General features: G+C 60.1%; 12 protein-coding genes and 1 pseudogene. 7 read left to right on the forward strand and 6 right to left on the reverse strand.

The genetic code is table 11. From position 1 onward, the window contains the following. Positions 1–257 precede the first annotated feature (257 nt). On the forward strand, positions 258–2,522 hold the full coding sequence (katG, locus tag AB4O09_RS26885) for a catalase/peroxidase HPI (protein ID WP_460104822.1): 2,265 nt from the start codon (positions 258–260) through the stop codon (positions 2,520–2,522). A gap of 152 nt (positions 2,523–2,674) precedes the next feature. On the opposite strand, the gene AB4O09_RS26890 is transcribed toward katG, so the two are convergent. Together AB4O09_RS26890 and pmrG are read right to left on the reverse strand one after the other, a co-directional pair. Continuing rightward, positions 2,675–3,523: a phosphatase PAP2 family protein gene (locus AB4O09_RS26890; RefSeq protein WP_003197580.1), complete on the reverse strand. Its 849-nt coding sequence runs from the start codon at positions 3,521–3,523 to the stop codon at positions 2,675–2,677. 24 nt (positions 3,524–3,547) lie between these two features. Then, the gene (pmrG, locus tag AB4O09_RS26895) at positions 3,548–4,219 is read right to left on the reverse strand and encodes a lipopolysaccharide core heptose(II)-phosphate phosphatase PmrG (RefSeq protein ID WP_460107722.1); all 672 of its coding nucleotides are present in this window, start codon (positions 4,217–4,219) and stop codon (positions 3,548–3,550) included. A 457-nt stretch (positions 4,220–4,676) separates the two neighbouring features. Here pmrG and AB4O09_RS26900 point away from each other — a divergent pair. The 6 genes and pseudogenes from AB4O09_RS26900 to AB4O09_RS26925 all read left to right on the forward strand — a co-directional run. After that, a pseudogene (locus AB4O09_RS26900) lies at positions 4,677–5,555 on the forward strand (methyl-accepting chemotaxis protein); the annotation flags it as partial. A 201-nt stretch (positions 5,556–5,756) separates the two neighbouring features. Next, a complete protein-coding gene (locus AB4O09_RS26905) occupies positions 5,757–6,461 on the forward strand; it encodes a methyl-accepting chemotaxis protein (RefSeq protein WP_411741697.1) in 705 nt (234 codons plus the stop codon). Between the two features lie 237 nt (positions 6,462–6,698). After that, positions 6,699–9,233, forward strand: coding sequence for a Tc toxin subunit A (locus AB4O09_RS26910; protein WP_460107725.1), 2,535 nt, complete (start codon positions 6,699–6,701; stop codon positions 9,231–9,233). 29 nt (positions 9,234–9,262) lie between these two features. Beyond that, the gene (locus AB4O09_RS26915) at positions 9,263–13,864 is read left to right on the forward strand and encodes a Tc toxin subunit A-related protein (RefSeq protein WP_431092788.1); all 4,602 of its coding nucleotides are present in this window, start codon (positions 9,263–9,265) and stop codon (positions 13,862–13,864) included. Next, positions 13,861–18,342: a SpvB/TcaC N-terminal domain-containing protein gene (locus tag AB4O09_RS26920; protein WP_460107727.1), complete on the forward strand. Its 4,482-nt coding sequence runs from the start codon at positions 13,861–13,863 to the stop codon at positions 18,340–18,342. The genes AB4O09_RS26915 and AB4O09_RS26920 overlap by 4 nt, the downstream gene beginning before the upstream one ends. Next, positions 18,339–21,122 (forward strand): RHS repeat-associated core domain-containing protein, encoded by a 2,784-nt coding sequence (locus tag AB4O09_RS26925; RefSeq protein WP_460107729.1) that lies wholly within the window; start codon positions 18,339–18,341, stop codon positions 21,120–21,122. The genes AB4O09_RS26920 and AB4O09_RS26925 overlap by 4 nt, the downstream gene beginning before the upstream one ends. A gap of 72 nt (positions 21,123–21,194) precedes the next feature. Here the strand turns inward: AB4O09_RS26925 and AB4O09_RS26930 are convergent, their stop codons facing one another. The 4 genes from AB4O09_RS26930 to AB4O09_RS26945 all read right to left on the reverse strand — a co-directional run bounded on the left by AB4O09_RS26930 (position 21,195) and on the right by AB4O09_RS26945 (position 25,409). After that, positions 21,195–21,563, reverse strand: a complete 369-nt coding sequence (locus AB4O09_RS26930) for a glyoxalase superfamily protein (protein WP_003197565.1) — start codon at positions 21,561–21,563, stop codon at positions 21,195–21,197. A gap of 116 nt (positions 21,564–21,679) precedes the next feature. Further along, on the reverse strand, positions 21,680–23,170 hold the full coding sequence (locus AB4O09_RS26935; protein WP_003197562.1) for an N-acyl-D-amino-acid deacylase family protein: 1,491 nt from the start codon (positions 23,168–23,170) through the stop codon (positions 21,680–21,682). Position 23,171: 1 nt separating this feature from the next. Continuing rightward, the gene (locus tag AB4O09_RS26940) at positions 23,172–24,032 is read right to left on the reverse strand and encodes a MurR/RpiR family transcriptional regulator (RefSeq protein ID WP_003197561.1); all 861 of its coding nucleotides are present in this window, start codon (positions 24,030–24,032) and stop codon (positions 23,172–23,174) included. A gap of 27 nt (positions 24,033–24,059) precedes the next feature. Continuing rightward, complete coding sequence (locus AB4O09_RS26945; RefSeq protein ID WP_003197559.1) at positions 24,060–25,409, reverse strand: GntT/GntP/DsdX family permease; 1,350 nt, start codon at positions 25,407–25,409, stop codon at positions 24,060–24,062. Between the last annotated feature and the right edge of the window lie 317 nt (positions 25,410–25,726).

Consider the following 25,726-nt stretch of genomic DNA (forward strand, 5'->3'; position numbering starts at 1 on the left):
GAGGACTAGCCTGAATTCAGGCTGGTGCAATCCGGCCCGTGAAACCTGACAAAGAGATACGAAGCGTTCAGAACCGTACTGGGCTTGCCGTGGGCCACCGAATGGGTAACCAGACATCTCCCGCGTTGCCGTGTGGCCGCACACGATCAGTTGAGCGAACTGTGAGCCCTGCGCCCTGTGTCATCTATTTCGCCTGTCGCTATTCGAAGCCCGGCCGGGCTGGATAGCTGGATGAATACGACCAAAGGTAGCTTCTCATGGCAAACGAATCGAAATGCCCGTTCAATCACGCCGCTGGCGGTGGTACGACAAACCGCGACTGGTGGCCGAACCAGCTGAATCTGAAGATCCTGCACCAGCACTCCTCGCTGTCCGACCCCATGGGCGAGGATTTCGACTATGCCCAAGCGTTCAAGCGCCTGGACTTCCAGGCCCTGAAACAAGACCTGAATGCACTGATGACCGACTCGCAAGACTGGTGGCCGGCAGACTTCGGCCACTATGGACCGCTGTTTGTCCGCATGGCCTGGCACAGTGCAGGCACCTACCGCACCGGTGACGGGCGCGGTGGGGCCGGTTCCGGCCAGCAGCGGTTTGCACCGCTCAACAGCTGGCCAGACAACGTCAGCCTCGACAAGGCGCGTCGGCTGCTGTGGCCGATCAAGCAGAAGTATGGCCGCAATATCTCCTGGGCCGACCTGATCGTCCTCACCGGCAACGTCGCGCTGGAATCCATGGGCTTCAAGACCTTCGGTTTTTCCGGTGGCCGCGCCGATGTCTGGGAACCGGATGAAGACGTCTACTGGGGTTCGGAAAACAAATGGCTGGGGGGCGATGTTCGCTACAGCAAGCCCGACAAAGCGGCCATGCAAGACCCCGGCGAAGGCCAATTGGTGGCCGAGCCTGGCAACGAAGAAAGCCGCACTGACGATGGACGCAACCTGGAGAACCCGCTGGCCGCCGTGCAGATGGGGCTGATCTACGTCAACCCGGAAGGCCCCGAGGGTCAGCCGGACCCGGTCGCCGCCGGGGTGGACATCCGCGAAACCTTCGCCCGCATGGCCATGAACGACGAAGAAACCGTGGCATTGATTGCCGGTGGCCACGCCTTCGGCAAGACCCACGGCGCAGGCCCTGCGGACAATGTCGGCGCCGAGCCCGAAGCCGCTGGCCTGGAGCTGCAAGGCCTGGGCTGGAAGAGCACCTTCGGCACCGGCAAGGGGCCCGACACCATCACCAGTGGCCTGGAAGTCACCTGGACCACCACCCCCACTCGTTGGAGCAATAACTACCTGGAGAACCTGTTCGGCTTCGAGTGGGAACTGACCAAGAGCCCGGCAGGCGCACACCAATGGACGCCGAAAAACGGGGCAGGCGCGGGCATCATCCCCGATGCCCATGACCCGTCCAAACGGCGTAACCCAACGATGCTGACCACCGACCTGGCGCTGCGCTTCGACCCGATCTACGAAAAAATCTCCCGGCGCTTCCTGGAAAACCCGGACCAGTTGTCCGACGCCTTTGCCCGCGCCTGGTTCAAGCTGATCCACCGCGACATGGGCCCGCTCTCACGCTACCTCGGCCCGGAACTGCCCAACGAAGAACTGCTGTGGCAAGACCCTATCCCGGCGGTCGACCATCCGCTGGTCAACGACAGTGACATCGCCGCCCTCAAAGGCAAGCTACTGGCCTCGGGCCTCACGGTTTCACAGCTTGTGTCTACAGCATGGGCCGCGGCTTCCACCTTCCGTGGTTCCGACAAACGCGGCGGCGCCAACGGTGGCCGCCTGCGCCTGGCCCCGCAGAAAGATTGGCCGGCCAACCAGCCAGAGCAACTGGCCCAAGTGCTGGCGACCCTCGACAAGGTTCGGGGCGAGTTCAACGCCGCCCAATCCGACGGCAAGAAAATCTCCCTGGCAGACCTGATCGTGCTGGCCGGCAGCGCCGGTATTGAACAAGCCGCGAAAAATGCCGGGCTCAGCGTGACGGTACCGTTCTCGCCGGGACGCATGGACGCGAGCCAGGAGCAGACGGACGTCGAGTCGTTCGGTTTCCTCGAACCTATCGCCGATGGCTTTCGCAACTACCTCAAGGGCCGGTACCGCGTGTCCGCCGAGGCGTTGCTGATCGATAAGGCCCAACTGCTGACCCTCAGCGCCCCGCAAATGACGGCATTGATCGGCGGTCTGCGGGTACTGGACACCAACGCTGGCCACACTGCGCACGGTGTCTTTACCCAACGGCCCGGGACGTTGACCAACGACTTTTTCGTCAATCTGCTCGACATGGGCGTGGAATGGAAACCCCTTTCCGACACCCAGGAAACCTTCGAGGCCCGCGACCGCAAGACCGGCCAGGTCAAATGGACCGGCACCCGTGTCGACCTGGTCTTCGGCTCCAACGCCCAGCTACGGGCCTTGGCCGAAGTCTATGCCAGCCCGGATGCGCAGGAGCAATTCGTCAAGGACTTCATCGCGGCGTGGGTCAAGGTGATGAATCTGGATCGGTTTGATCTGCGGTGAGAAGAGTCCGCAGGCATGAGGTCGTGCAGGGAGGCGACCTCATAAACTTTTCTTCACCCCACGCCCCCGCGTGATTGGGTACAGTCGCCTCGCTCATTCAAGAAACTAAGGTTTTAGCCCGCTCTCCCAGCGGGCTTTTTTTTGCCCTGCATTCAGGCTGACGAATGTGCACTGCCCGACGCAGGCAAGGCAGCCGTTGCCGTCGCTCGCTGTGGTTTCAACACTGGCTGCTCCAAGGCCGCCCGCCCATAAAACAGCAACGCCATCAGCAAGCAACTCAACCAGACAAAAATCCCCGCCCAGAACGTGTGTGACATGTAATGCCAGCCCTGCAGGACCCGCGTCGTGCCGTAGACAAACCCCAAGACCAGCGCCCCGTGCATCAAGGCTTTCGAATGACGCCAGCGGTAGCGGCGGGCGACGAAATACAGCGCCAGCATCGTAAAGCCGCCGGACGCATGACCGCCGGGCCAGCAGCGACCATCACCGGCGACTTTCAGCAGGTCGAAATTCTGGAACCATTCCTTGTGCTCGATCTTGCCGGCGTATTGGGTGGTTTCCACCGGGCAGTACACGCTGGTGTGGCCCTTGAGGTAATGGATCACCCCGGTGCTGAGGGAAAAGGCGACGACCACGTAGAGGAAGTCGCGACGGTGTTTGTGGGCAAAACGCAACGGTGTGGCCAACCGGGTTTTCTCCAACAAGCGAAGTAATCCCGGGCGCTTTTGCGGCTGGAAGACCGTCCAGACAAACGACAGCAGCGCCCCGATAATCGCCGCCTCGCCGGTCCAGTTCGGGATGATCCTGGCCCATTTATGGGTGATTTTCTCGAACAGCCGCACGTGCTCCAACGGAAAGACCTGGTGCACTGGGTCATAGAATAAATTGCTGAAGGCGATGTCGATGCGGGTCAAGTCGAACAGCAAGAACACCACCGCGGCGCAGACCAGGGGAATTCCGAGATTGAGCCCGTAGAAACGGGCGCGAGCAGACGTCAGCATGGGCGGTCCTAATCGTGGGAAAAATTACTGAAACGCCACCGAGCGCCAGTCAGAGGCTTCGATAAAACCGAGCAACTGCGGGGCTTGTGGCTGGGCAGCGGAGACGAACAGCGAAGCGCCGTAGCCAAACGTCGAGGTAGGCCGCTGGAACGCGGTTTCCAATGCCTGCATGCATTCGCTGTGGGTGACCAGGATCAGATTGCGCCCGGAGACCTTGTGGGCCAGGGCATTGCGCAGAAGATCGCGGCGGCAATTGCTCAGCCAATCATCACCAGCACTCACCTTGTTGAACATGTAGCCCGCCGTCTGGACTGCACGCACCAGAGGGCTGTTGTAGAGGTCGGCGTTGCCCAGGCCCAGTTGCTCGAACCGCGCGCCCAACTCCACCGCAACGGCACGGGCCCGGTCAGTGATGCCTTCGCGATCATTCAGGCACGCGGCCTTGGAGTGATCGCAACGCTCGACATGACGCACCAGCACGATCATCTCGCCCTTGGCCCAGCCAGCGGCCAAGGCCCGGGCGCCGGCGACGTTGCCGTGGGCCAGGTCCGGTATCGCCGCCGGGCTGAGCAGCCAGAGGGTCAACGGGATGACCAGCAGCGCCGAAGCCAGCACGACCACAGCGTTTCGGTAACGGACAAAGCGGCGCGTATTGATCGAGCGCCTCAGGCCGAAAAGGCTCAGTCTCAGTTCCACATCAAGCCGCCCCAACGGCATCCACCCAGTCATTCGTTGGCGCGACAGTAGAGAGGCCGACGTAGGCAGTCGGTGAAACAGATGTGAAAAAAAGCTTAGTGTGGGAGCAAAGCTTGCTCGCGAAACAGACACCTCGATTCTGTGGCAGACCGCATCGCCTTCATCGCGGGCAAGCCTTGCTCCCACAGATAGCCGGAAAAAAACTTACAGATCTTGAACCCACCGCCGATATAGCCCTGTTACATGCTCTTGCTGGCTCTTAACAACAACAATCTTCCAGCGTACCGACGATCAAGCAGCACAACGTTCCTGGAGGAATTTGATGAACAGCTGGTTTGGCAACATTAGCGTCAACATGAAACTGGGCCTGGGCTTCGGCCTGGTGCTGGTACTGACCTGCCTGCTGGCCCTGACCAGTTGGACCAGCCTGGGCGGGCTGATCGACCGCAGCAACTGGATGAGCGACATCACCCAGCTCAACGCCGGCCTGACCAAGCTTCGAGTCACGCGCCTGCAATACATGCTGACCAACGGTGACGAGACCGCCGCCCAAAACGTGCAGACCACCCTCGATGGTTTCGTGGCACAACAGAACGCCCTGCTCAGCAGCTTCAAGAGCCCGGAAAACGTCAAGTTGCTCAAGGAGCAGAGCGCAGTCATCAGCGCCTACCAGGTGTCCCTGAACAAAATGCGCAGCGCCTACCGCACGGGCAACACCGCCCGCGATGCCATGGGCGCTAACGCCGAGATCGCCTATAAGCTGATCGAGACCCTGGATTCGGACGTGCGGAAAATGGGTGTCGGCGACGAGCGTTTCGCCCAGTTCCAGGCCATCACCCAGGCCAAGCAGGACTTCATGCTGGCCCGCTATGAAGTGCGCGGCTACACCGCCAACAGCAACGCCGACACCGAACGCAAGGCCGTCACCCAGCTGGACGCCGCCATCGCCTCGCTCAAGCCGCTGAACGAGCATTTCTCCAGTGCCCGCCAGGATGAACTGCGCCAACTGGAAAACGCCCTGGCCCAATACCGCAGCGCCGTGCAGGCCTTCAAGCTGGCCACCGCCGACGCGGTACAGGCACGCAAGGAAATGACCGACCAGGGCGCGTCAATCGTGACGCTGAGCGAACAGCTGTACCAGATCCAACTCGACCGCCGCGACGCCGAAAGTGCCCAGGCGCGCACCCTGCAACTGGTCAGCACCCTGTTGGCGCTGCTGGTTGGCGTCATTGCAGCCGTGATCATCACTCGCCAGATCACCGGCCCGCTGCGCGATACCCTGGCCGTGGTCGAGCGCATTGCCGGTGGCGACCTGTCGCACACGGTCATCGTCACTCGCCGCGATGAACTGGGCGTGCTGCAACAAGGCATCGCGCGCATGGGGGTGACCCTGCGCGACCTGATCAGCGGCATCCGCGATGGCGTGACCCAGATCGCCAGCGCCGCCGAAGAACTGTCCGCCGTGACCGAGCAGACCAGCGCCGGGGTCAACAGCCAGAAAGTCGAGACCGATCAGGTCGCGACCGCCATGCACGAAATGACCGCCACGGTGCAGGAAGTGGCCCGCAACGCCGAAGAGGCCTCCCAGGCCGCGGCCGCCGCCGACGGCGAAGCCCGTGCCGGTGACAAGGTGGTCAGCGAAGCCATCGCCCAGATCGAACGCCTGGCCAGCGAGGTGGTGCGTTCCACCGACGCCATGACCGTGCTGCAACAGGAAAGCGACAAGATCGGCAGCGTCATGGACGTGATCAAGGCCGTGGCCGAGCAGACCAACCTGCTGGCGCTCAACGCGGCCATCGAAGCGGCACGCGCCGGTGAAGCCGGACGTGGTTTTGCCGTGGTGGCCGACGAAGTCCGTGGCCTGGCCCAGCGCACGCAGAAATCCACCGAAGAAATCGAAGGCCTGGTGGCCGGGCTGCAGAACGGCACGCAACAAGTAGCGGCCGTGATGAACAACAGCCGCAGCCTCACCGACAGCAGCGTGGCCCTGACCCGCAAGGCCGGCGTGTCACTGGAAAACATCACCCGCACGGTGTCGAACATCCAGTCGATGAACCAGCAGATCGCTGCGGCCGCCGAGCAGCAAAGCGCCGTGGCCGAGGAGATCAGCCGCAGCATCATCAACGTGCGCGACGTGTCCGAACAGACCGCCGCCGCCAGCGAAGAAACCGCCGCTTCCAGCGTGGAACTGGCACGGTTGGGTAATCAGTTGCAGATGCTGGTCAGCCACTTCCGCGTCTAACGTCCGCCGACTGTGGGAGCGAGCTTGCTCGCGATGGCGGTGGGTCAGTCAACTTAATGCTGGCTGATCCGACGCCTTCGCGAGCAAGCCCGCTCCCACAGGACTTGCATCCGCGCAGCCCACGAATCGCTCTTTCGTACAAATCTCCCGCCCCCGGTCCTACCGCCTTTCTCTGCACGCTCCTGTACGGTTTTCGCTTGAACAAGCACATTCCGTCCGCACAGGAGATGACCACACATGGACGTAAGCAACGACTCGCTGTTGCACAAGCTCGTTGCCTCCCCAGACGGAGAGGACGCTGCAAAAACCGATTTCAAGACCGCCCTGCAGCGAATGGGACTGACGTCGGTATTCGACATCCTGCGCCAGGGCAAGACGCAGTTCGCCCAGGCGCTCGCCAAGCACTGCGATGCAGATGCCGGGCAGGCCTACGACAATGCGTCGAGCCACGCCCGGCAGATCAGCCGCTTGTACCTGGAGCATCAACTCTGCTCCAGCGACACCAAGCTCCGTGTGCGACGCAGCCTGGACTCAGACCCGACATCCGGGCCGATCAGCTATCAAGCACTGTTCCAGGAAAACTGGGATCGGTTTTGCAAGGACGGTGACATCGCCGCGATCGACTCGCCCGTGGCCTACCTGCGTGCGCTGTACCTGTTTGCCAGGCAGTTGGAAAACAGCTCCACCCACGCCCGCAAGATCCCCCTGGAGAAACGTCGACCGGACCTCAACACGCTGATGCTCGACCCACACAGTGCCTTGGTTGCACGCCCGATGCTCAACATCGTCAACGACACGTTGCGCAGCCATATCGAGGCCAGTCTCGATGACGGCACAACCGTCCATCAGGCCTTGGCCGACGCACACTATCCCTTTTCACTGCCCTATGATCTTCACCACCACCAATGCCTGCTTGGCTTGGGCGCAGGTAAACCCGCCCTGGGTGAAGTCAATTATCGGATCAGCCTGAAACTGCCGTTTTGCCAGGACGGCTCAACGTATGGACACGTTTCGCAATCGCCTGGCGAAGCGCAAAAACTGCTTTCAGGGCTCAGTCCGGCGCAACAGGCACTCTTGCTCGCACCGCTCGCTTCGGCCTCCGATTTCGATGCCTTGAAAAAAGCCTATGGCACTGAAGATGTCGAGCGCCTGGGTGATTTCACATTCTTCAAGGAGCGCACCGGGCTGACGACGGAACTGGTTGAGCAGCTACTGGCGCATGGCCGATACAACCCTTGCATCTCGCCCCATAACCCGCCCCCGACGCGTAACCTCCAGGGCGCCGCTTACATCAACGGCCCCGACACCGCCCCCGCGTTGGTGCTTGAAACCAGAACGAACCAGCGAGGGTTTGGCAACAAGTCCTACGAACGTTTCGACCGCATGCAGCGCATGGTCCGACTGCAACGATGGACCGGTATTGCCTTTGCCGAACTGGATACGCTGATCGTCAATAGCCTGTATTCGGAAGGCAACACCGCAATGACACTCGGCGCCAACACCTTGCGCGCGCTTGGGGTCTATCAGTACATGAAGCGGCGCCATGGCATCACCCCTGAGGAGTTTGCCTCGCTGTTGTACGAAATGCCGACCTGCGCTTGCGCAGAACGTGTTCCGTTGTTCGACCAAGTATTCAATCGCACCCGTTTACTCGACAGCCCGGCATGGGAGAAACAAGCGACGGACCTCGATCCCGCGGATCTTGAAACCCTCAGCTATCTCGGCGCGGGCCTGGGACTCGCCCTCACGGAAGACGCGTTGTTGTTGCTGGTGAAACAGACCGGGAAGTACCTGGCGCTAAAAAAGGATTTGCCTACAGTCTCCTCACTCTACCGCCAGGCCCGTATCGCCCGGATGTTTGGCCTGTCGCCGCTGGCGTGCACGGAACTGGCCCGGTTACTGGGAGGGGATACGTTCTGTCGGGCGCTGGTGACCGGAGCGCTGACCACCACCGGCCCTGACATTCTCGACGTACTGATGGCGATGGATTGGGCCCTGGACTGGCTCAAGCAAAACGATCTCGATGTGTTGCAGTGGTGTCGCCTGTTCGAGAGTGCCAGGCATGACTTGCCGTTGGATCAGAACCTGGAAAAGCGATTGGCCGCACTTCGGGAGCACACACAATCCACCAACGACCCTCAACGCCTGGTAGAAACACTGCTGCACGACAAGGCCGACGTGTCCGCCGAATATCTTCCCAGCGTGATGAAAATGGCCGGCACGAATGCCACGGAAATAGTCCAGGCCATCATGACCACTGTCGGCAAAACACCGCCATTGCTGGCGCACGTGCTTCGCACCGCTGACGCCTGCCAGAAATTGCATCTGAGCAGCAGCACGCTACAGGTGTTAATGCATCATCCCACGTGGTTAGCCTCGAACAGTTCAGGAACGCTTACACCTCAAACGCTGTATTTGCTCGAACGGTTCAATCATTGCGCGCGCCATCAGGCGCAGTCAGAAGAAAACCTGTTGCATTACTTGCAACTCGCCAACCAAGACCTACCGCAACATTCAGCAGAGACAGTCAACGGCCTGCTGGCCCACCTGCTGGGCTGGAGCACCGAGCAAGTGAGTTGCCTGACCGCGCTGCTGACGCCCAAACGCGCCACCACCATGCAAGCCGTGGATTGGGTCATGCGTTGCCAGGCGTGTTGCTTGAGCACAGGCCTGTCGGCAAACCAGCTGCTCAAGGCCGCCGCACTCAATAGCGACAGCCTGACACAGGACTGGAAAATCGTCGGTGAAGGACTGATCGCTGCGTGCCATTGAGGCGTACATTTTTTATTCAAGGATTGAATATGACCGTTGCCATGAAAAAGCAGCTGGATGAAAGCCTGCGCGATGCACAGTTGGCGCTCTACCTGGACAAGGTCGCGCCCGACGATGGCCCGACCGGGACGGTGCGGCTCAAGACGGCCCAGGACCTCTATGAATATTGGCTACTGGACGTACTGGTCAGCCAGGATGTGCCCACCACGCCTGTGGCGTGCGCCATCGCCAGCCTTCAGCAATACATCAATCGCATCCTGATGAATATGGAGCCCGGCTACGACCAGGCAAGCATCACGCCCGAGCACCTGCAGACGTGGCGCAACGAGATACATCAGTACCCCATCTGGGCGGCTCATCAAAAGCTGCTGTATTTCCCCGCAAGTTACCTGGACCCGGCCCTGAGGAATAACAAGAGCGGCAACTTCCAGCAATTGGAAAACGACCTCAACCAGAGCCGGATCCAGGCCGATGCGGTTCAATCGGCGGTCATGGCCTACCTGACCCGATTCGAAGAAATCGCCAACCTGAATATTCTCAACGGCTACATCGACGGCGAAGACTTTGCCAACAGCACTTACTATTTCATTGCCAAATCACGATCGGAGAATACTTATTTCTGGCGCTCGCTGGACATGGCGCAACGTCCACTGGACGGTACGCCACCAGAGGCCCCAGCCATCGCCGCCAAACGGGATCAGCCGGATCCGTATGCCTGGTCGGATTGGGAGAAAGCCGATGTGCCCATTCCCGAAAGCGCGGTCGAACACACGATTCGTCCTGTCTGGTTCAACAATCGTCTGTTTGTTGTCTGGGCAGAATGCATACAACAGGATCCGCGAGCCTTCACCATTGACACCGCTCATACCTCCGCCGGGCAATCGGGCACCAGTCATCCGCTATTGCGCTTGAGCTTTTGCTTCAAGAAACAGGATGGAAACTGGAGTACGCCGCGAGTTGGCTTGCAGGGTTACTGCAACGACAAAGCGCTTTGCGGAAAGGACCTTGATGCAACCCGGGCATTGATAGGCTCTGTTGCGGTGCACTACAACAACGGCTCGCATGACTCACTGTTTATAGCCTTGTGTGCACGAGAACTCAAAACCGACACGCCCTACTCGGCAGGCAACAATTTCAGATTCATTAAAACGGCTTGTATCGATAAAAATCTCATCCCTGAGTTGAATAACTCAGCTACCACGGAGCAAACGGCAACAGAAAAATCTCTCCCCTACGAGGCCGCCGTGAAAGTGCTCACAGGCGCTGTCGAGCAACGTATTCAAACAAAAACACGCTCGAAAATCATTCTCGCTGAAGCTTCCCTCCCGACGAGCATGAGCGATTCCATGTCTAACTTCGACGGTTGCCAGAAGTGGATCAGAATCCGATCCACCCATGACCATACCGCCTCCACGCTCAAGCTACACATGACTGCAGACATCGACAATCGCGCCAGCCTCTATGAACCACCTGAAAAAAGACGCTTAAGGCTTGAAACCAGACACGATCAGTTCCCAAGAATCCAGATTCACTTAGTGTTTCCCGCCCGAAGCCTGCCGGAAACACCCTACGTGGAACTGGATGCAGGTTCATACCTGGAAGTAACCAGCCACGCTCCGTTACCTCTTAACCAGAGCCACATATTATCGTTCGACCACATGGTCGACGTGCTCAGAGACTCTGAACACTCGCGCGGTATCACGCTGCATGCCTACACAGACCTTCAGGGGAAATTACTTTCTACAGAGGCAGTGCGCCATCTGATTATCGAAAGTAGACGCAATAATGGCAGCACCACTTCCGGACAGGTACAAAACTTATCAATACAAGCAAACAACTCCGCAGCGCTAAATTTTGGTAAGGCACTAGTCTTTCTTGATGAGCCGCGAAACATTCAATATGTGATTTTCCGTCAGCCAACCGCCTCGGCGGCTCAACCGCTGTCGTATGAAAACCTGACAGTGGTGGCGCAGTCCAACCCGGCACCGGACCTGAGGGATTTTTTCGAGTTCACTTGGCATAGCGAGGATCTCAGCCAAGACGGCGATACATTTTTGTGTGGGGTTGCCTTTGTCTACCCCGATGAACCGGAAACGAAGCTCTATTCCGCCCTTAAAGCCATCAAGCTGAACTGCATCCCTGCACACTTTCAAGCTCCAGGCATTACCCCCTCATCGACGGCCGGACTAGGCACCACCCAATTTATCGATTTCACCCATAGCGCCATCAAGACCAGCGATGCCGGAGACCAACTCCGCCAACCGATCAGGTTGAACACCACCTTCGCCGCAGAACTGATCCGCCGTACCGAGAACAGTCTGGATGAGCTGTTCGACTGGACCACACAACGCCTGCCGGAACCCGCCATACCAGACAGCACTCACGACAGGATGGACTTCCACGGCCCTTACGGTCGTTACTTCACCGAACTGTTCCTCTACGTGCCATGGCTGGTCGCCCAGCGCTTGAACGCCGAACAGCGCTATGAGGAGGCCGAACGCTGGTTGCGCCGTGTCTTCGATCCAGGTCGCGGCCAGAAACATTGCTGGAGGGCCGTTTCTTTAATCGATGGCACCACGCCTTCGTATGCCGACCAGGCGCCCCACGACCCTCATCAGATCGCGCTCAGTCATCCGGCACACTTTCGCAAGGCGCTGTACTTCCTGTACCTGGACATCCTGATCAATCGAGGTGACGCCGCCTACCGCCAACTGACCCCGGACGGCCTCAGCGAGGCAAAGCTGTGGTACGTGCGGGTGCTGGATCTGTTGGGGCCACGTCCGACCGTTCAATCGGTCGATCATTGGGTAAGCCTCAGCCTGCAAACGCTGGGCGAAACCACCAGTGACGACTTACGCACATTTGAACGATCACTCGCCCGCTCCCAGCCCTCGGTGCCCGTTCGCGGGGGCAGTCTGCACGCGTCCTGGCCAGCCATCGACAGCCCGCACTTGCGTCTGCCGTTCAACCCGCAGTTGCTCCAGTGCTGGGACATCGCTGAAAGCCGCCTGTACAACTTGCGGCACAACCTCGACATTGCCGGCAAGCCGCTGCATCTGCCGGTATTTACAGTGCCGCTGGGCCCTCGCGCGTTGCTCGGTAGCCCTGTACTGAATACTTCGGACAATACGGTTCGAGGGCTGCCGAGTGCATCGATCCCACACTATCGGTTCTCGATCATGCACAGCCAGGCGTTGAGTGCAGTGGAAAGCCTCAGCCAATTTGGCGCTTCGCTGTTGTCGCTGATCGAGCACAAAGAACAGGCCCAGTTGCAGGAGCTACAGCAGCAGCAAGCATGGAACCTGGCGAAAATCTCGGTCGACCTGCAACGCCAGGCCTTGAACATCGACCGTCAGCAACACCAGGCGCTGCTGGCCAGCCAGGCGATTGTCCAAAGCCGAATCGACCACTACAAAATGTTGCTGGAAAAGGACGTCAGTCCAAACGAGAGACTGGCCACCCAGTTTCAACTGGCCAGTGGCACGGCCGAGATCGTGGCAACGGCGTGCCAGATCGCGGCAGGGGGCTTGATGGTGATTCCGAACATTGCCGGCTTCTCCTTTGGCGGCAGCCGCTGGGAAGGTCCGATGCTCTCTGCCAGCGCATCAGCCCACAGCGCCGCCATTACCAGCCGTATGGCCGCAGAAAACATCGACCGCACGGAGTCGTTCAATCGCCGCCGGGATGAATGGATACAGGGACACAATCAGGCGCAGCTCGAACTTGCGCAGATCGACGCCCAACTGGCGCACTTCAACGAGCAGCAAACCGCCACCCGCCTGCAGTTACACCTGGCTGAAACCGGCCTGAGCCAAGCCAAGTCCCACTACGACTTTCTCAGCAAGCGCTTTACAAAGACGCAACTGTATCAATGGCTGAACAGCCGGTTCGCGCAGTTCTACCGCCAGGCCTACGACACAACGCTCGCCCTGTGCTTCGCCGCCGAGACCTGCTGGCAATACGAAATTGCCGAGTTCGCGACGCGATTCATCCAACCCGGCGCATGGAATACCACCTATCGAGGGCTAGGAGCAGGCGAGCAATTGAAACTCAGCCTGTTGAACATGCAGGCCAGCTATCTGCGCTGTAGCGAGCGAGAGTTGGAGATCCGCAAGACGATTTCACTGCGTCAATTGAAGGACCAGACCCCAACCTCGACGATCAACAAGCCATGGCTGGACATGCATGCCGACCTGAAGAAAGGCCAATGCACGTTCGAGCTGCCCCACGAACTGTTCGACGCTGATTACAAGGATCAGAAACATTACCTGCGGCGGATCAAAACCATCAGCGTTTCCCTGCCGGTCGTCGTCGCTCCTTATGAAAACATCCGGGCCACGCTGACCCAGACCTCCAGCAAAGTGTTCATGGCCCCTGATGACCCGCGACAGGTCATGGAGGACCGGCGCGCCAACCAACAGATCGCCCTTTCCACTGGTGTCGACGACAACGGCTTGTTCACCCTGAACTTCAACGATGAACGCTACCTGCCGTTCGAATACACCGGCGCTGTCTCCACGTGGCAACTGACCTTCCCCAATCCTCAGGCACAAAAAGACCTGTTGGAATCGCTGAGCGACGTCATCGTGCACGTGAGCTATACGGCCAGGGCCGCCGGGGGTGCGCAATGAACGAGCAACCCGCATTGCCGGTTACCGCGCCGACCCTGCCCAAGGGCGGCGGCGCCATCCAGAGCATCGGCAAAGGTTGGGGAAACGTCGGCGCCCACGGCACCGCGTCCTACGAGATTGCGTTGCCGATTTCGCCAGGGCGCGGTTTTGCTCCGCCCTTGTCTCTGCGTTACGACAGCTCGGTCGGCAACAGCGTGTTCGGTATCGGCTGGGGACTGTCGTTACCCTGCGTGGCACGACGCACCAACAAGGGCGTCCCGGCTTATGCCGAGGATGACGAAATCATCGGCCCCAGCGGTGTGGTCTGGTTGCCCGAACGCGACGCAAACGGCGTCATCCGTTCAACCCTCATCGATCGCTACAACACGCTGGCCCTGGGCACGACCTACATAGTGACGCGCCATTTTCCAAGAGTCGAAAGCGGCTTCGACCGGATTGAACATTGGTCGTCGAACAACGACAAACCAGGTTTCTGGCTCGTGCACGGTGCCGATGGCAGCCTCCATCTGTTCGGCAAGAATCCCCAGTCGCGCCGGGCAGATCCCCAGCAAGCAAGCCGTGTCGGTGAATGGCTGCTGGAGGAAAGCCTGAACGCTCGCGGCGAGCACATTCTTTATCAATACACGGGGGATACGTCGGCCCAACGCTATTTGAGCCATGTGCGCTATGGCAATTTCAAGGCCGACGCCGACCTCTACCTGTGGAAAGCGAGTCAACCCACGGCTGTGCAATGGCATTTCGAATTGGTGTTCGACTATGGCGAACGAAGCACCGGGTACGACCAGCGACCGCGCTATGAAGGCCAGCGATGGCAACCCCGTAGCGATGCTTTTTCCACCTTTGCCTACGGTTTTGAACTACGCACCGAGCGCCTGTGTCGCCAGGTGTTGATGTTCCACTATTTTCCCGAGGAACTGGGCACCGCCCCCGCCCTCGTTCGGCGCCTGCTGCTTGATTACCGCCAGACGCCGTTGGGATATCACCTCCTGAGCACAGCCCATGATCAGGCGTTCGACGATCGCGCAATGGCGCAGAACCGCCCTCCCCTCGAGTTCAGCTACAGCGAGTTCAAGCGCTTGCCAGATCCTCCCGCCTGGCAACGTTTCCAAGACATGCCAGGCCTCAGCGGCGACCTGGGTTTTCAACTGGTGGATCTGTACGGTGAAGGTCTGCCCGGTGTGCTCTATCAAAGCGACACTGGCTGGTATTACCGCGAACCCATTCGAGCCAAAACCAAGACGGATGAAGTGGATTACGAGCAGTGGCAAGCGCTGCCCGGCATCCCCGTCGCCGATACGGCAAAGCCGCTGCGCCAGACGCTAGGCGACCTCACCGGCGATGGTCGGCTGGACTGGGTCGTTGCCCAACCGGGGCTCAACGGTTTTTTTTCCCTCGGTGCTGATCGAAGCTGGTCGGATTTCGCTGTGTTTCACGCGTTCCCTGCAGAATTTTTCCATCCACAAGGGCAACTGGCCGACCTGATGGGCGAAGGGCTCGGCGACCTGGCCTTGATAGGCCCACGCAGCATTCGCCTGTATGCCAATCAGCGCGGAAAAGGCTTCGCCGCGGCCCGGGAAGTCCCTCACGACGGCGATGACGATGCCTTGCCGGTACTCACCGCGTCACCCTCCGAGCTAGTGGCGTTCAGTGATCTGCTCGGCAGCGGCCAACAGCATCTGGTGCGCATTCGTCACAACGAAGTGAAGTGTTGGCCAAACCTGGGTCGCGGACGTTTCGGCAAAGGCATCGTGTTGGACTTTCCGGGCCTTGCCCACCAGACCTTCGATGCCTCGCGCATCCGTTTTGCGGACCTGGATGGTTCCGGTGCCACCGACCTGATCTACCTGCAAGCGGATCAAGCACTGGTCTTCATGAACCGCTGTGGCAACGGCTTCGCGCCTGCGGTTGCGCTGCCCTGGCCGGAAGGCCTGCGCTACGACCGCTTATGCCAGGTGAACATCGCCGACCTGCAAGGGCTCGGCTGCTCCAGCCTGATACTGAGCGTGCCGTACCTGACCCCGGCGCAACATTGGCGCTACGACTTTGTTCGTGAAAAACCGTATCTGCTGACCGGCACCCACAACAATATGGGCGCCGCCCACAGCATCACCTACCGCAGCTCGGCCCAGGAATGGCTGGATGAAAAGGCGGCAAGAGTAAAAGCCCGCGCCCCCCTTGCCTGTCATCTGCCGTTGCCTCTGCACCTGGTGTCGCGCCAGACCCAGATGGATGAGATCAGCGGTAATCGCCTGAGCCAGAGATTCTCCTATCGCCAGGGTTATTACGATGGCATCGAACGGGAATTTCGCGGCTTCGGCTTGCTGCTGCAAACCGACAACGAAGCCCATCCCGACGATGCTGACTCACCAGGCTTCACCGCACCCTGCTTGAAAAAAAGCTGGTTTCATACCGGACAGTCGGTGGACATGGCCCGAACCGGCTATCACGACGCTGACCGGGCAGCCGTGGCGCTGGGCAAGGCGTTGCTGTGCCAATACGATGCTGGCAGCAATAGCGACGTACTGATTGATCCGCCAGACGCCGCGACCACCCTTGAAATGTGCCGCGCCCTGAGTGGCCATTTACTGCGCTGCGAGACCTACGCAAGGGATAAACGCCGCCAGTTGTATTCGGTCCAGGAAAACCGTTACCGGGTACGTCTGCTACAAGCGCCCGAAGGTGATCGGCGTTATGCGCGCCTGCTGCCCTTGCTGCTTGAGTCCATCAGTTTCCTGTACGAAGGTCTGAGCGACGACCCACAGTGCCAGCACACCCTCAACTTGCAGCATGACCGCTACGGCGCCCTGACTCACAGCGTGAACGTCCATTACGCTCGACGCAAAACCGCCAGCGATACCCCGCCCTTCAGCGATGTTGACCAGCAACAATGGTGGCGAGACGCTCATGATCCGGCGCAACAGTTCTACTACTTGAGCGAAACCCGCGCCGAGTTCATCCATCTGCAAGCCTCTCAAGGATGGCGACTGGGCCTGCCCTATCGTCAACGCACCAACGCCTGGAAACGACCCAAGGCACCCGAGGCCGAAGGCTTGATCCCACAAGACCTGACGTATGAAAAACTCATCGGGCTCAGCAAGGAAACGGCCTGGATGACCCAGGGCGTCCTGACCGGCCTTTGCGTACAACGCTACAAAGACAGCACCCGCGCAGAAACCTTGCCGGACGGCGTCGCTCATTTCGAGGCCCTGGTCGATCATCTGGAAACCGCCGAGCTGGACGAAGTCTCCCTGCAAGCCTTTCAACTATTGCCACCGAGCTCTCGCCCCAAGGGAAGACTGCTTGAACGATGTGGCTACCATCGCATGGCCGACTTTCTTCCCGCGAGCACGCCATCGAGAACCCTCTGGTCAGTCAAAAGTGGCTTCACGACCTATGCCGGGCTGGAGGGTTTCTATAACGCCAAGGGGTTACAGCCGAGCAGCAGCCACGGCGTGACCGAGATCAGCTATGACACGTACAACTGCTTTGTCACCGCGTTACAGCTGCCCGATGGCTGTACCACTCGGGCCCGCTACGATTACCGCTCACTTTTGCCCGTGAGCATTACCGACCCCAACGGTAACGTACAGGAATGCCTCGCGGACGCGTTCGGCCAAGTGTTGGCCACCAGCGTTTATGGCGACGAGAACGCCACCCGTGTGGGTTTCAAACCGCTCGAGCAGTTCGACCGAGCGCTCTTCAAAGACCCGGCAGAAGCCATCCAATCGCGCAGGGAGGCTCTACAGCAGGCCGCCACGGCCACCTATTACGCCCCCTTCAGTTGGATGGGTCGCGTATCGAAGGCGGCATTGATGGACGCCGACTGGCTCGCGCGCTGTGTGGCAAACCGTGACCTGCTCCCCACCGGGCATATCTGCGCTTCGGCTCGAACCCGACTGTCGAACCTCTTGGTACTTTCTGTCGACGATGAAAAACTGAAAGGTGAACTTCACGCCTCGGTACGTGAGCCGATGCACATCACCACGCTGGTTGCCGATCGTTACCCCGATGATCACCAGAAGCAAATCCGCGTCACCGTGACGTGCTTCGACGGCTTTGGTCGCACCTTGCAAAGCAAGCAATGGGTGGAGTCGGGCATGGCCTACGTCGTGGACGCCAACGGTGAACTGACGCTCAAGGACGGCAAACCGCAGGAGCAGATCGCAGCCACCCGCTGGCGCATCAGCGAACGAGTGGAATACAACAGCAAGGGCTTGGCGATCCGCATCTACCGCCCTTACTTTGCCGATCAGCATCGCTACATCAACGATGCGTCCTTGCGGCAGTTCGGCCACTACGACCAGCAGTTCTACGACGCGCTGGGGCGTGCGACCCACACCCGTCTCGCCAAACGAGACGGCCTTTGCTATCTGCGACGACTTACCCGCCACCCCTGGTACAGCGTGGACGAGGACGAGAACGACACGCTGGAAGACGTCATGACCGAATATCCCTCGACCGCAGGAGGTGCGGCATGAACGCACGCCTTCATCGCAAGACACCCACGGTCAACGCCATCGACAGCCGAGGCCTGCCGGTACGGCACGTCGCTTACCATCGATGTCAAATGGATGAGCCCGTCCAGGCGCGTATCACCCAGCGAGACCATGACCTGGCCGGACGACAGGTTGCGCAGCGAGACCCTCGCCTGTTTGCCACGGCAACCGACGCCAATCTGGTCACCGTCTACAGTCTGTCCGGCAAGGCACTGCTGGTGAACAGTGTCGACGCCGGCTGGCGACTGAACCTGCCTGGCGATGCCGGGCAGATCGTGCACCGCTGGGAGCAAAACGAACAGCATTGGCGAACGACCTACGACAACCAACTCAGGCCGACGGCAGTCCTGGAGCGAGCAGCAGGACAAGCCCCGCGCAGAGTCGAGTGCCTGCGCTACGGCGACAGTTCGCCAGAGGCGGCGACGCGCAACCTCTGCGGTGCGCTCATCCGTCACGATGACAGCGCCGGCACCTTGCTCATCGACGAACATGCGCTTTGCGGCAAGCCGCTGAGCCAGACCAGGCGCTTGCTGGCTGACATCACGCCACCCGACTGGCCTGCCGATGAGAAAGACCGAGACTCACTGCTTGAAGAGGGAAAAGGCCACAGGACGAGTTGGTGCTATGACGCCCTCGCACAGCCCATTCAACAGTCCGATGCAACCCAGCACCAACAGCGCTACGCGTTTGATGTTGCCGGCCAACTGATGTCCGTGAGTTTGAAAATAAACAACACGGCCATTGAAAAAAACATCGTGAAGGATTTCGTCTACAACGCGCTTGGCCAAGTTGAATCCCAGACCCTCGGCAATGGTGTCATCAGCCGCGCCGTTTTCGATCCAGCCAATGGTCGACTGACCTCGCTCTGCGCATCGGTCTCTGGCCGCACCTTGCAAGACCTGCACTACAGCTACGACGCGGTGGGCAACGTGACGCGAATCGAGGACAAGGTCCAACCTGCGCGGTTCGGCCATAATCAGCGGGTCGAAGCCATCAGCACATTCGCCTACGACAGCCTCTACCAGTTGATCCGCGCGACGGGCCGTGAAGCGGCGGGATTGAGCGTTGCGGCGCTCAGCAAGACACCGGTCGACCCCGGGCAACTGTTCAACTTTACCGAGCACTATGAATACGACGCCGGAGGCAACCTGACCAAACTGCGCCATGCTCGCGAAGGCAACCACTACACCCGGACACTAAACATCGCTGCCACAAGCAATCGGCTCCTGTCCTGGCGCACAGGCCACTCGATGCCCGCCACAGCAATGGACTTCGATGCCAACGGTAACCAACAGAGCCTGGACCTTGGTCGGGTGTTGCAATGGGACAGCCGCAATCAACTCGACAGCGTGTTACTGGTCCAGCGCGAAGACCGTCTCCCTGACATTGAACGCTATGGCTACGACAGCAGCGGCCTGCGGGTGCGCAAGATACAAACCACCTACGCCTCATCAGCGACGCAGACTCGAGAAGTCCGTTACTTGCCGGGCCTCGAGATTCGCACCCGTCATGGCGAGCGCCTGGAAGTCATCACCCTGCAAGCCGGCCGTTGCAACGTGCGTTACTTGCATTGGACTGAAGGCCGCCCCTCTGGCATTGCCGCCAATCAGATGCGCTACAGCCTGGACGATCATCTGGGCTCCAGCTCACTGGAACTCGACGACCAGGCCGCTCTGATCAGCCAGGAAAGCTACCTGCCCTTTGGAGGGACTGCCTGGATAGCCTCCCGCTCGGCCGTGGAAGCCGATTATCGGACCCTTCGCTATTGCGGCAAGGAGCGCGATGCCAGCGGCTTGTATTACTACGGACACCGGTATTACGCACCCTGGCTGCAACGCTGGATCAGCCCGGATCCGGCGGGAGCGGTGGACGGGTTGAACCTGTATTGCATGGTCGGGAATAACCCGCTGCGATTCGTCGACCATCAAGGGCTGGTGCTCGTTGACGCTCAAGGGCGGGACATTGACCCATTCGAATGGACCCAGCGTGATGGTCACGAACGCTCGAAAAAAATGATGTTGCCCCCGCCGACAATGCGTACGAAACAATCCGCGCAAATGCATGGAGAGGGTTTCGATAGCAGCCCCAGCTTCAGCAAGACAAAGCGCAAGGAACTGGTCGTTCACGCCTATGGCGTTATTCAGGACCGCACGGGCGATAACGATATGGTCCTCAACGAGCATTACAACCTGCCAGCGCCCAGATCCGGCCCAACGGGATATCGCGGGGTAGACCAGGATTACGACGGCTCCGCCACCAGCGAGAAGTTCTACTTGAACTTCGGCAGCTACAAGATCAGCAATACGCCTGATTACATCGAACACTTGGCCGACAATTACCGCGACCGGAAAAAAGACCCAAACCATCAATTTCAAGTCGACCCTGAAGCGCTGAAGCTCGACCCAACGCTGAGCAGGACAATCGACAACCTGTATGAACTCCAAGGTCCGACCCGCGAGCTCATCGAAAAGCATATCGATGCCTGCAACGCAATCATTCCCATACGAGCCGGAGGACCGGGAGCCCATGGCGAAGTTGGCGTGTTGAACTCAGTTGTTGCGCTGTATCCGGGCCAAGCTGAACGGGTGCTTTCGGATACGACGCTGTTCACCGAAAAGCTGACGGGGCAGCTGACCCAGCCGGAGCCATTTATTGCCTGCTTCAACTGCAGCGGCATCATTCCCGAAAACGTCCGCATCTCGACCGGCCGCAACCCCAGGAACTATGGGGTGTACAACTTTCATGTATCGGAAATCAAATAATGAGCCGAGACGTTGAAACAAGCCATGCCCTGAACCTGGAGCACGGCCCGGAAAGAACATGGGTATCTGGCTCTAGACATTAATCGCATTGGTAAACACCAACCGATTCCCGAACGGGTCACTGATCGCCATGTCCTGGCTACCCCAGGGCATGGCCTGGATCTGGGGGTGGGCGTAGCGGTATTGCTTGGCCAGCAATTGCTGCTGGAACGCTTCCAATTCATCGGTCTCGATCCGCAACGCCGAGCCCGGTGTGCAATCGCCATGGTGCTCGGACAGGTGCAGCACGCAGTCGCCGCGGGAGACTTGCAGGTACAGCGGGAAGTCGTCACCGAAGCGATGTTGCCAATCGACGGTAAAGCCCAGGAAGTCGACATAGAACGCCAACGCCTTGGCTTCATCGAAGATCCGCAGGATTGGGGTGGTTTTACCGAAGCTCATGGGTTGCTCCCTGGCTGAAAAGACCCAGTGTAGATGGGTTGATCCCAATGCTTCGGCCTTGAGCCCGGCTTCTTGAGTGTCGCAGTGCCATTATTGTGGCGCCAATTAACGTTATTTCAGCCGCTTACACGCCATCTAACGCTGCCCGATGGACTGAATCCCTGGCGCAGATCGCCTTCGCGCGCCAGGAATCGACCTTCCCGTCGCCCGTTTGCCTGCCCTTCGCGATAGCTCAAGACACCATTGACCCACACGCCATCAATACCGTCGGCAGCCCGTTGGGGTTCGTTGAAATCAGCCACGTCGCGAATGGTTTGGGGATTGAACAACACCAGGTCCGCCCAATGCCCTTCACGAATTTCACCCCGGTGCTTCAAGCCAAAACGCGCCGCAGAAAGGCCGGTCATTTTGTGCACGGCGGTGTGCAACGGAAAAAGCCCGACGTCACGACTGAAATGTCCCAGTACCCGTGGGAAAGCGCCCCACAAGCGTGGATGGGGAAACGGGTCTTCGGGCAAACCGTCGGAGCCGACCATGGACAACGGATGGGCGAGGATCCGTCGTACGTCGCCCTCGTCCATGCCGTAGTACACCGCGCCGGCCGGTTGCAGGCGCCGGGCCGCCTCCAGCAGCGACAAGTTCCATTCGTTGGCGATGTCGGCCAGGTCGCGACCGCCCATGTGCGGATGCGCTGTCGACCAGGTGATGGTGATGCGATGGGCATCGGTCACCTGTTTGAGATCCAGGGTCGAGGAGCTGGCCGCATAGGGGTAGCAATCACAGCCGACCGGGTGGGATTTCGCTGCGGTTTCCAACGCCGCGAGCACCTGCGGGCTTCGTCCCCAATTACCGGCGCCCGCGCATTTGAGGTGGGAAATGATCACCGGGCTTTGGGCGTGCCGGCCAATCTGGAAGGCCTCGTCCATGGCTTCGAGCACCGGTTCGAATTCGCTGCGCAGGTGGGTGGTGTAGACCGCACCGAACGCGGCCAACTCTTCGGTCAGTTGCATGACTTCGTCGGTGGACGCCGAAAACGCATTGGCGTAGGCCAGTCCGGTGGACAAACCCAGCGCACCGGCCTCCAGGCTTTCGCGCAATTGCCGACGCATGGCGGCGATTTCTCCCACCGAGGCCGTGCGCAACAAATCGTCCATGTGATTGCTGCGCAACGCCGTGTGCCCGACCAACGCAGCCACGTTGACCGCCGGTGTGGCGGCCTCTACGGCTGCGCGATAATCCGTAAAGCGCGGGTAGGCGAACGCCTGGGCCGTGCCGAGCAGGTTCATCGGGTCCGGTGGATCGCCCCGCAGGCTCACCGGCGAAGCGCTGATGCCGCAGTTGCCGACGATGACGGTGGTCACGCCCTGGCTGAGCTTGGGCAGCATCTGCGGTTGGCGAATGACCACCGTGTCGTCGTGGGTATGCACATCGATGAAGCCTGGCGCGAGCACGCGGCCGGCGGCGTCGATGTCTTCAACCGCGCGGGCATCGCGCAAGTCGTCGATGCGTTCGATGCGACCGGCGCGAATGGCGACGTCGGCGCGGTAGCCAGGCGTGTCGCTGCCATCGATGACCAGCGCATTGCGGATAAGCGTGTCGTACAGCATGTCAGTCTCCCAGCGGCAAGTGATCGTCGCCGCCGCGGTAATCGTCCAGGGCGAGTTTGACCCGCCGCAGGCGCTCTTGATTGTCTTCGGGGTGGGCCAGCGCCAGCTCGGTGGCGAGCACGTCGATGGCCAGCAGCATGCCGTAGCGTGCCGCCGTGGGTTTGTAGATGAACGAGGTTTCGGCGCCTTGCAGGGGCAGCACGCAGTCGGCCAATTGGGCCAGTGGCGAGTCGGCGCGAGTGATGGCCAGGATCGCCGCACCGTAGCTGCGAGCCAGTTCGACCGCGCTCAACAGCTCCGGCGTGATACCTGTAAGCGAACAGGCAATGAGCAGATGTTGGTCGCTCAACGAAGTGGCGGTGATGCGCATCATCACCGGGTCGCGACAGGCGGCAATCGGGTAGCCGAAACGCACCAGGCGCACCTGCAATTCCTCACCGCACAGCGCCGACCAGCCACCGAGGCCGAACGCATGGATCATCCGCGCCTTGCCGATCATCCGCACCGCATCGCCGAACCGCGACTCTTCGAACGCCGACAAATGCTGGCGCAGGGTCGCCTCGATATCGCCAACGATCTGTCCATAAAACGCCGATTGCTCAGGCGCGCCAGCCGGGTCGAGGAAACGGCTGCCGACACCGCTGGCCTGGGCCAGTTGCAGGCGCAAGTCCCGCAGGTCGCGGCACCCGACGGTGCGGGCGAAGCGCGACAGCGTAGCGCTGCTGACTTCCGCCCGTTGGGCCAGTTCATCGAGGCTGGCAGAGGCGGCAAAGCCTACGTCGTCGAGCATCAGCCGGGCGATTCTGCCTTCGCCGGCGCTGAAGGAATCCTGGCGGGAGCGGATCTGGTAGAGGATGTCCATGGCGGCTCCTGTTGGGTGGCGTTGCGCTCAAAACAAGCGTGAAAGCCCGAGGGTCAAGGCGAACGCGACCACGGAGATCAGCGTTTCGAGCACGGTCCAGGTCTTGAAGGTTTGCGCGACGGTCATATTGAAGTATTCCTTGATCAGCCAGAAGCCGCCGTCGTTGACGTGGGAAAAGATAACCGACCCGGCGCCGGTCGCCAGCACCAACAGTTCGGGGTGGGGATAACCCAGGCCAATCGCCACAGGCGCGACGATGCCGGATGCCGTGGTCATTGCCACGGTGGCCGACCCCGTGGCGACGCGCATCAGTGCGGCAAACAGCCAGCCCATGACCAGCGGTGACAGCTGGAACTCCTGGGCCAGGCCGACGATCTGTTGCGTGACCCCGGCGTCCACCAGGATCCGATTCAAACCGCCGCCAGCGCCCACCAGCAAAGTGATGCTGGCGGTCGGTGCCAGGCATTCGTTGGTGAACTTGAGGATCGACTCACGGTTGAAGCCCTGGGCCAGGCCAAGGGTCCAGAAGCTGAGGATGGTCGCCAGCAGCAGGGCAATCACCGAGTTGCCGATGAACAGCAGGAATTGATTGAAACCGCTGCCCGGCGTGGAAATCAGGTTTGCCCAGCCGCCGATCAGCATCAGGATCACCGGCAGCAGAATCGTCCCCAAGGTCACGCCGAAACCCGGCAGGTTTGCGCGCGGCTCACGGTCGAGGAATTGTCGCTCCAACGGGTTTTCAGCCGGCAGCTGGATGCGCGGCACGATGAATTTGGCGTACAGCGGGCCGGCGATGATCGCCGTGGGAATGCCGATCAGGATCGCGTACAACAAGGTTTGCCCCACCGAAGCCTGGAACGCCTGCACCGCCAGCATCGCCGCCGGATGCGGCGGCACCAGCGCATGCACCACCGACAGCCCGGCGACCATCGGCAGCCCCACCATCAGGATCGACACGCCCACACGCCGGGCGATGGTGAAGGCGATGGGCACCAGCAGCACAAAACCGACTTCGAAGAACAACGGCAGCCCGACCAGGAAGGCGATGCACACCATTGCCCAGTGGGCGTTGCGCTCGCCGAAGCGTTCGATCAGCGTCTGCGCCATCCGCTCGGCGCCGCCAGATTCGGCCATCATTTTGCCGAGCATCGTGCCCAAGGCCACCACCAGCGCGATGTGCCCCAGCGTCTTGCCGACACCCGCCTCGTACGCCCCCACCACACCCGACGGCGGCATCCCGGCCAGCAGCGCCAGGCCAATGGACACCAGGGTAATCACAATGAACGGATTGAGCCGATAACGGGCGATCAGCACGATCAGCGCAATGATCGCGATGGCCGCGTAGACCAGTAGCCAATAACCGAAAGCAGGGGCCATGCGTTACTCCTCGAATGGGGTCACGTCGATGTGTTGTGAAACTCATAAATCATTTCGACGAATAATCTTCAAACCCACTGAAAGTAATTTTCGCGCACAGATAAAATTTGTCGCTGACGGACATCGCGACACGGCGTTGATGAAAATTCAGCGCAAGACTTTCATCGCCCTGACTTGTTGATCGCTCCCACGCTCCCGCGTGGGAACGATCAACACAACCGACCAACGGCTGGCCGCCCCGCACTCAATTCCGTACCATCCGCACCTGTTTTTTGCACCACTCCCCGGCAGCCGACTCTCCACCGGCGCCCAGTCAG

This window comes from Pseudomonas sp. H1_F01 (assembly GCF_054681425.1).

Coding starts and splice junctions, on each gene's coding strand:
- katG (WP_460104822.1), top strand. CDS start 258: ATGGCAAACGAATCGAAATGCCCGTTCAATCACGCCGCTGGCGGTGGT.
- AB4O09_RS26890 (WP_003197580.1), bottom strand. CDS start 3,523: ATGCTGACGTCTGCTCGCGCCCGTTTCTACGGGCTCAATCTCGGAATT.
- AB4O09_RS26905 (WP_411741697.1), top strand. CDS start 5,757: ATGACCGCCACGGTGCAGGAAGTGGCCCGCAACGCCGAAGAGGCCTCC.
- AB4O09_RS26910 (WP_460107725.1), top strand. CDS start 6,699: ATGGACGTAAGCAACGACTCGCTGTTGCACAAGCTCGTTGCCTCCCCA.
- AB4O09_RS26915 (WP_431092788.1), top strand. CDS start 9,263: ATGACCGTTGCCATGAAAAAGCAGCTGGATGAAAGCCTGCGCGATGCA.
- AB4O09_RS26920 (WP_460107727.1), top strand. CDS start 13,861: ATGAACGAGCAACCCGCATTGCCGGTTACCGCGCCGACCCTGCCCAAG.
- AB4O09_RS26925 (WP_460107729.1), top strand. CDS start 18,339: ATGAACGCACGCCTTCATCGCAAGACACCCACGGTCAACGCCATCGAC.
- AB4O09_RS26930 (WP_003197565.1), bottom strand. CDS start 21,563: ATGAGCTTCGGTAAAACCACCCCAATCCTGCGGATCTTCGATGAAGCC.
- AB4O09_RS26935 (WP_003197562.1), bottom strand. CDS start 23,170: ATGCTGTACGACACGCTTATCCGCAATGCGCTGGTCATCGATGGCAGC.
- AB4O09_RS26940 (WP_003197561.1), bottom strand. CDS start 24,032: ATGGACATCCTCTACCAGATCCGCTCCCGCCAGGATTCCTTCAGCGCC.
- AB4O09_RS26945 (WP_003197559.1), bottom strand. CDS start 25,409: ATGGCCCCTGCTTTCGGTTATTGGCTACTGGTCTACGCGGCCATCGCG.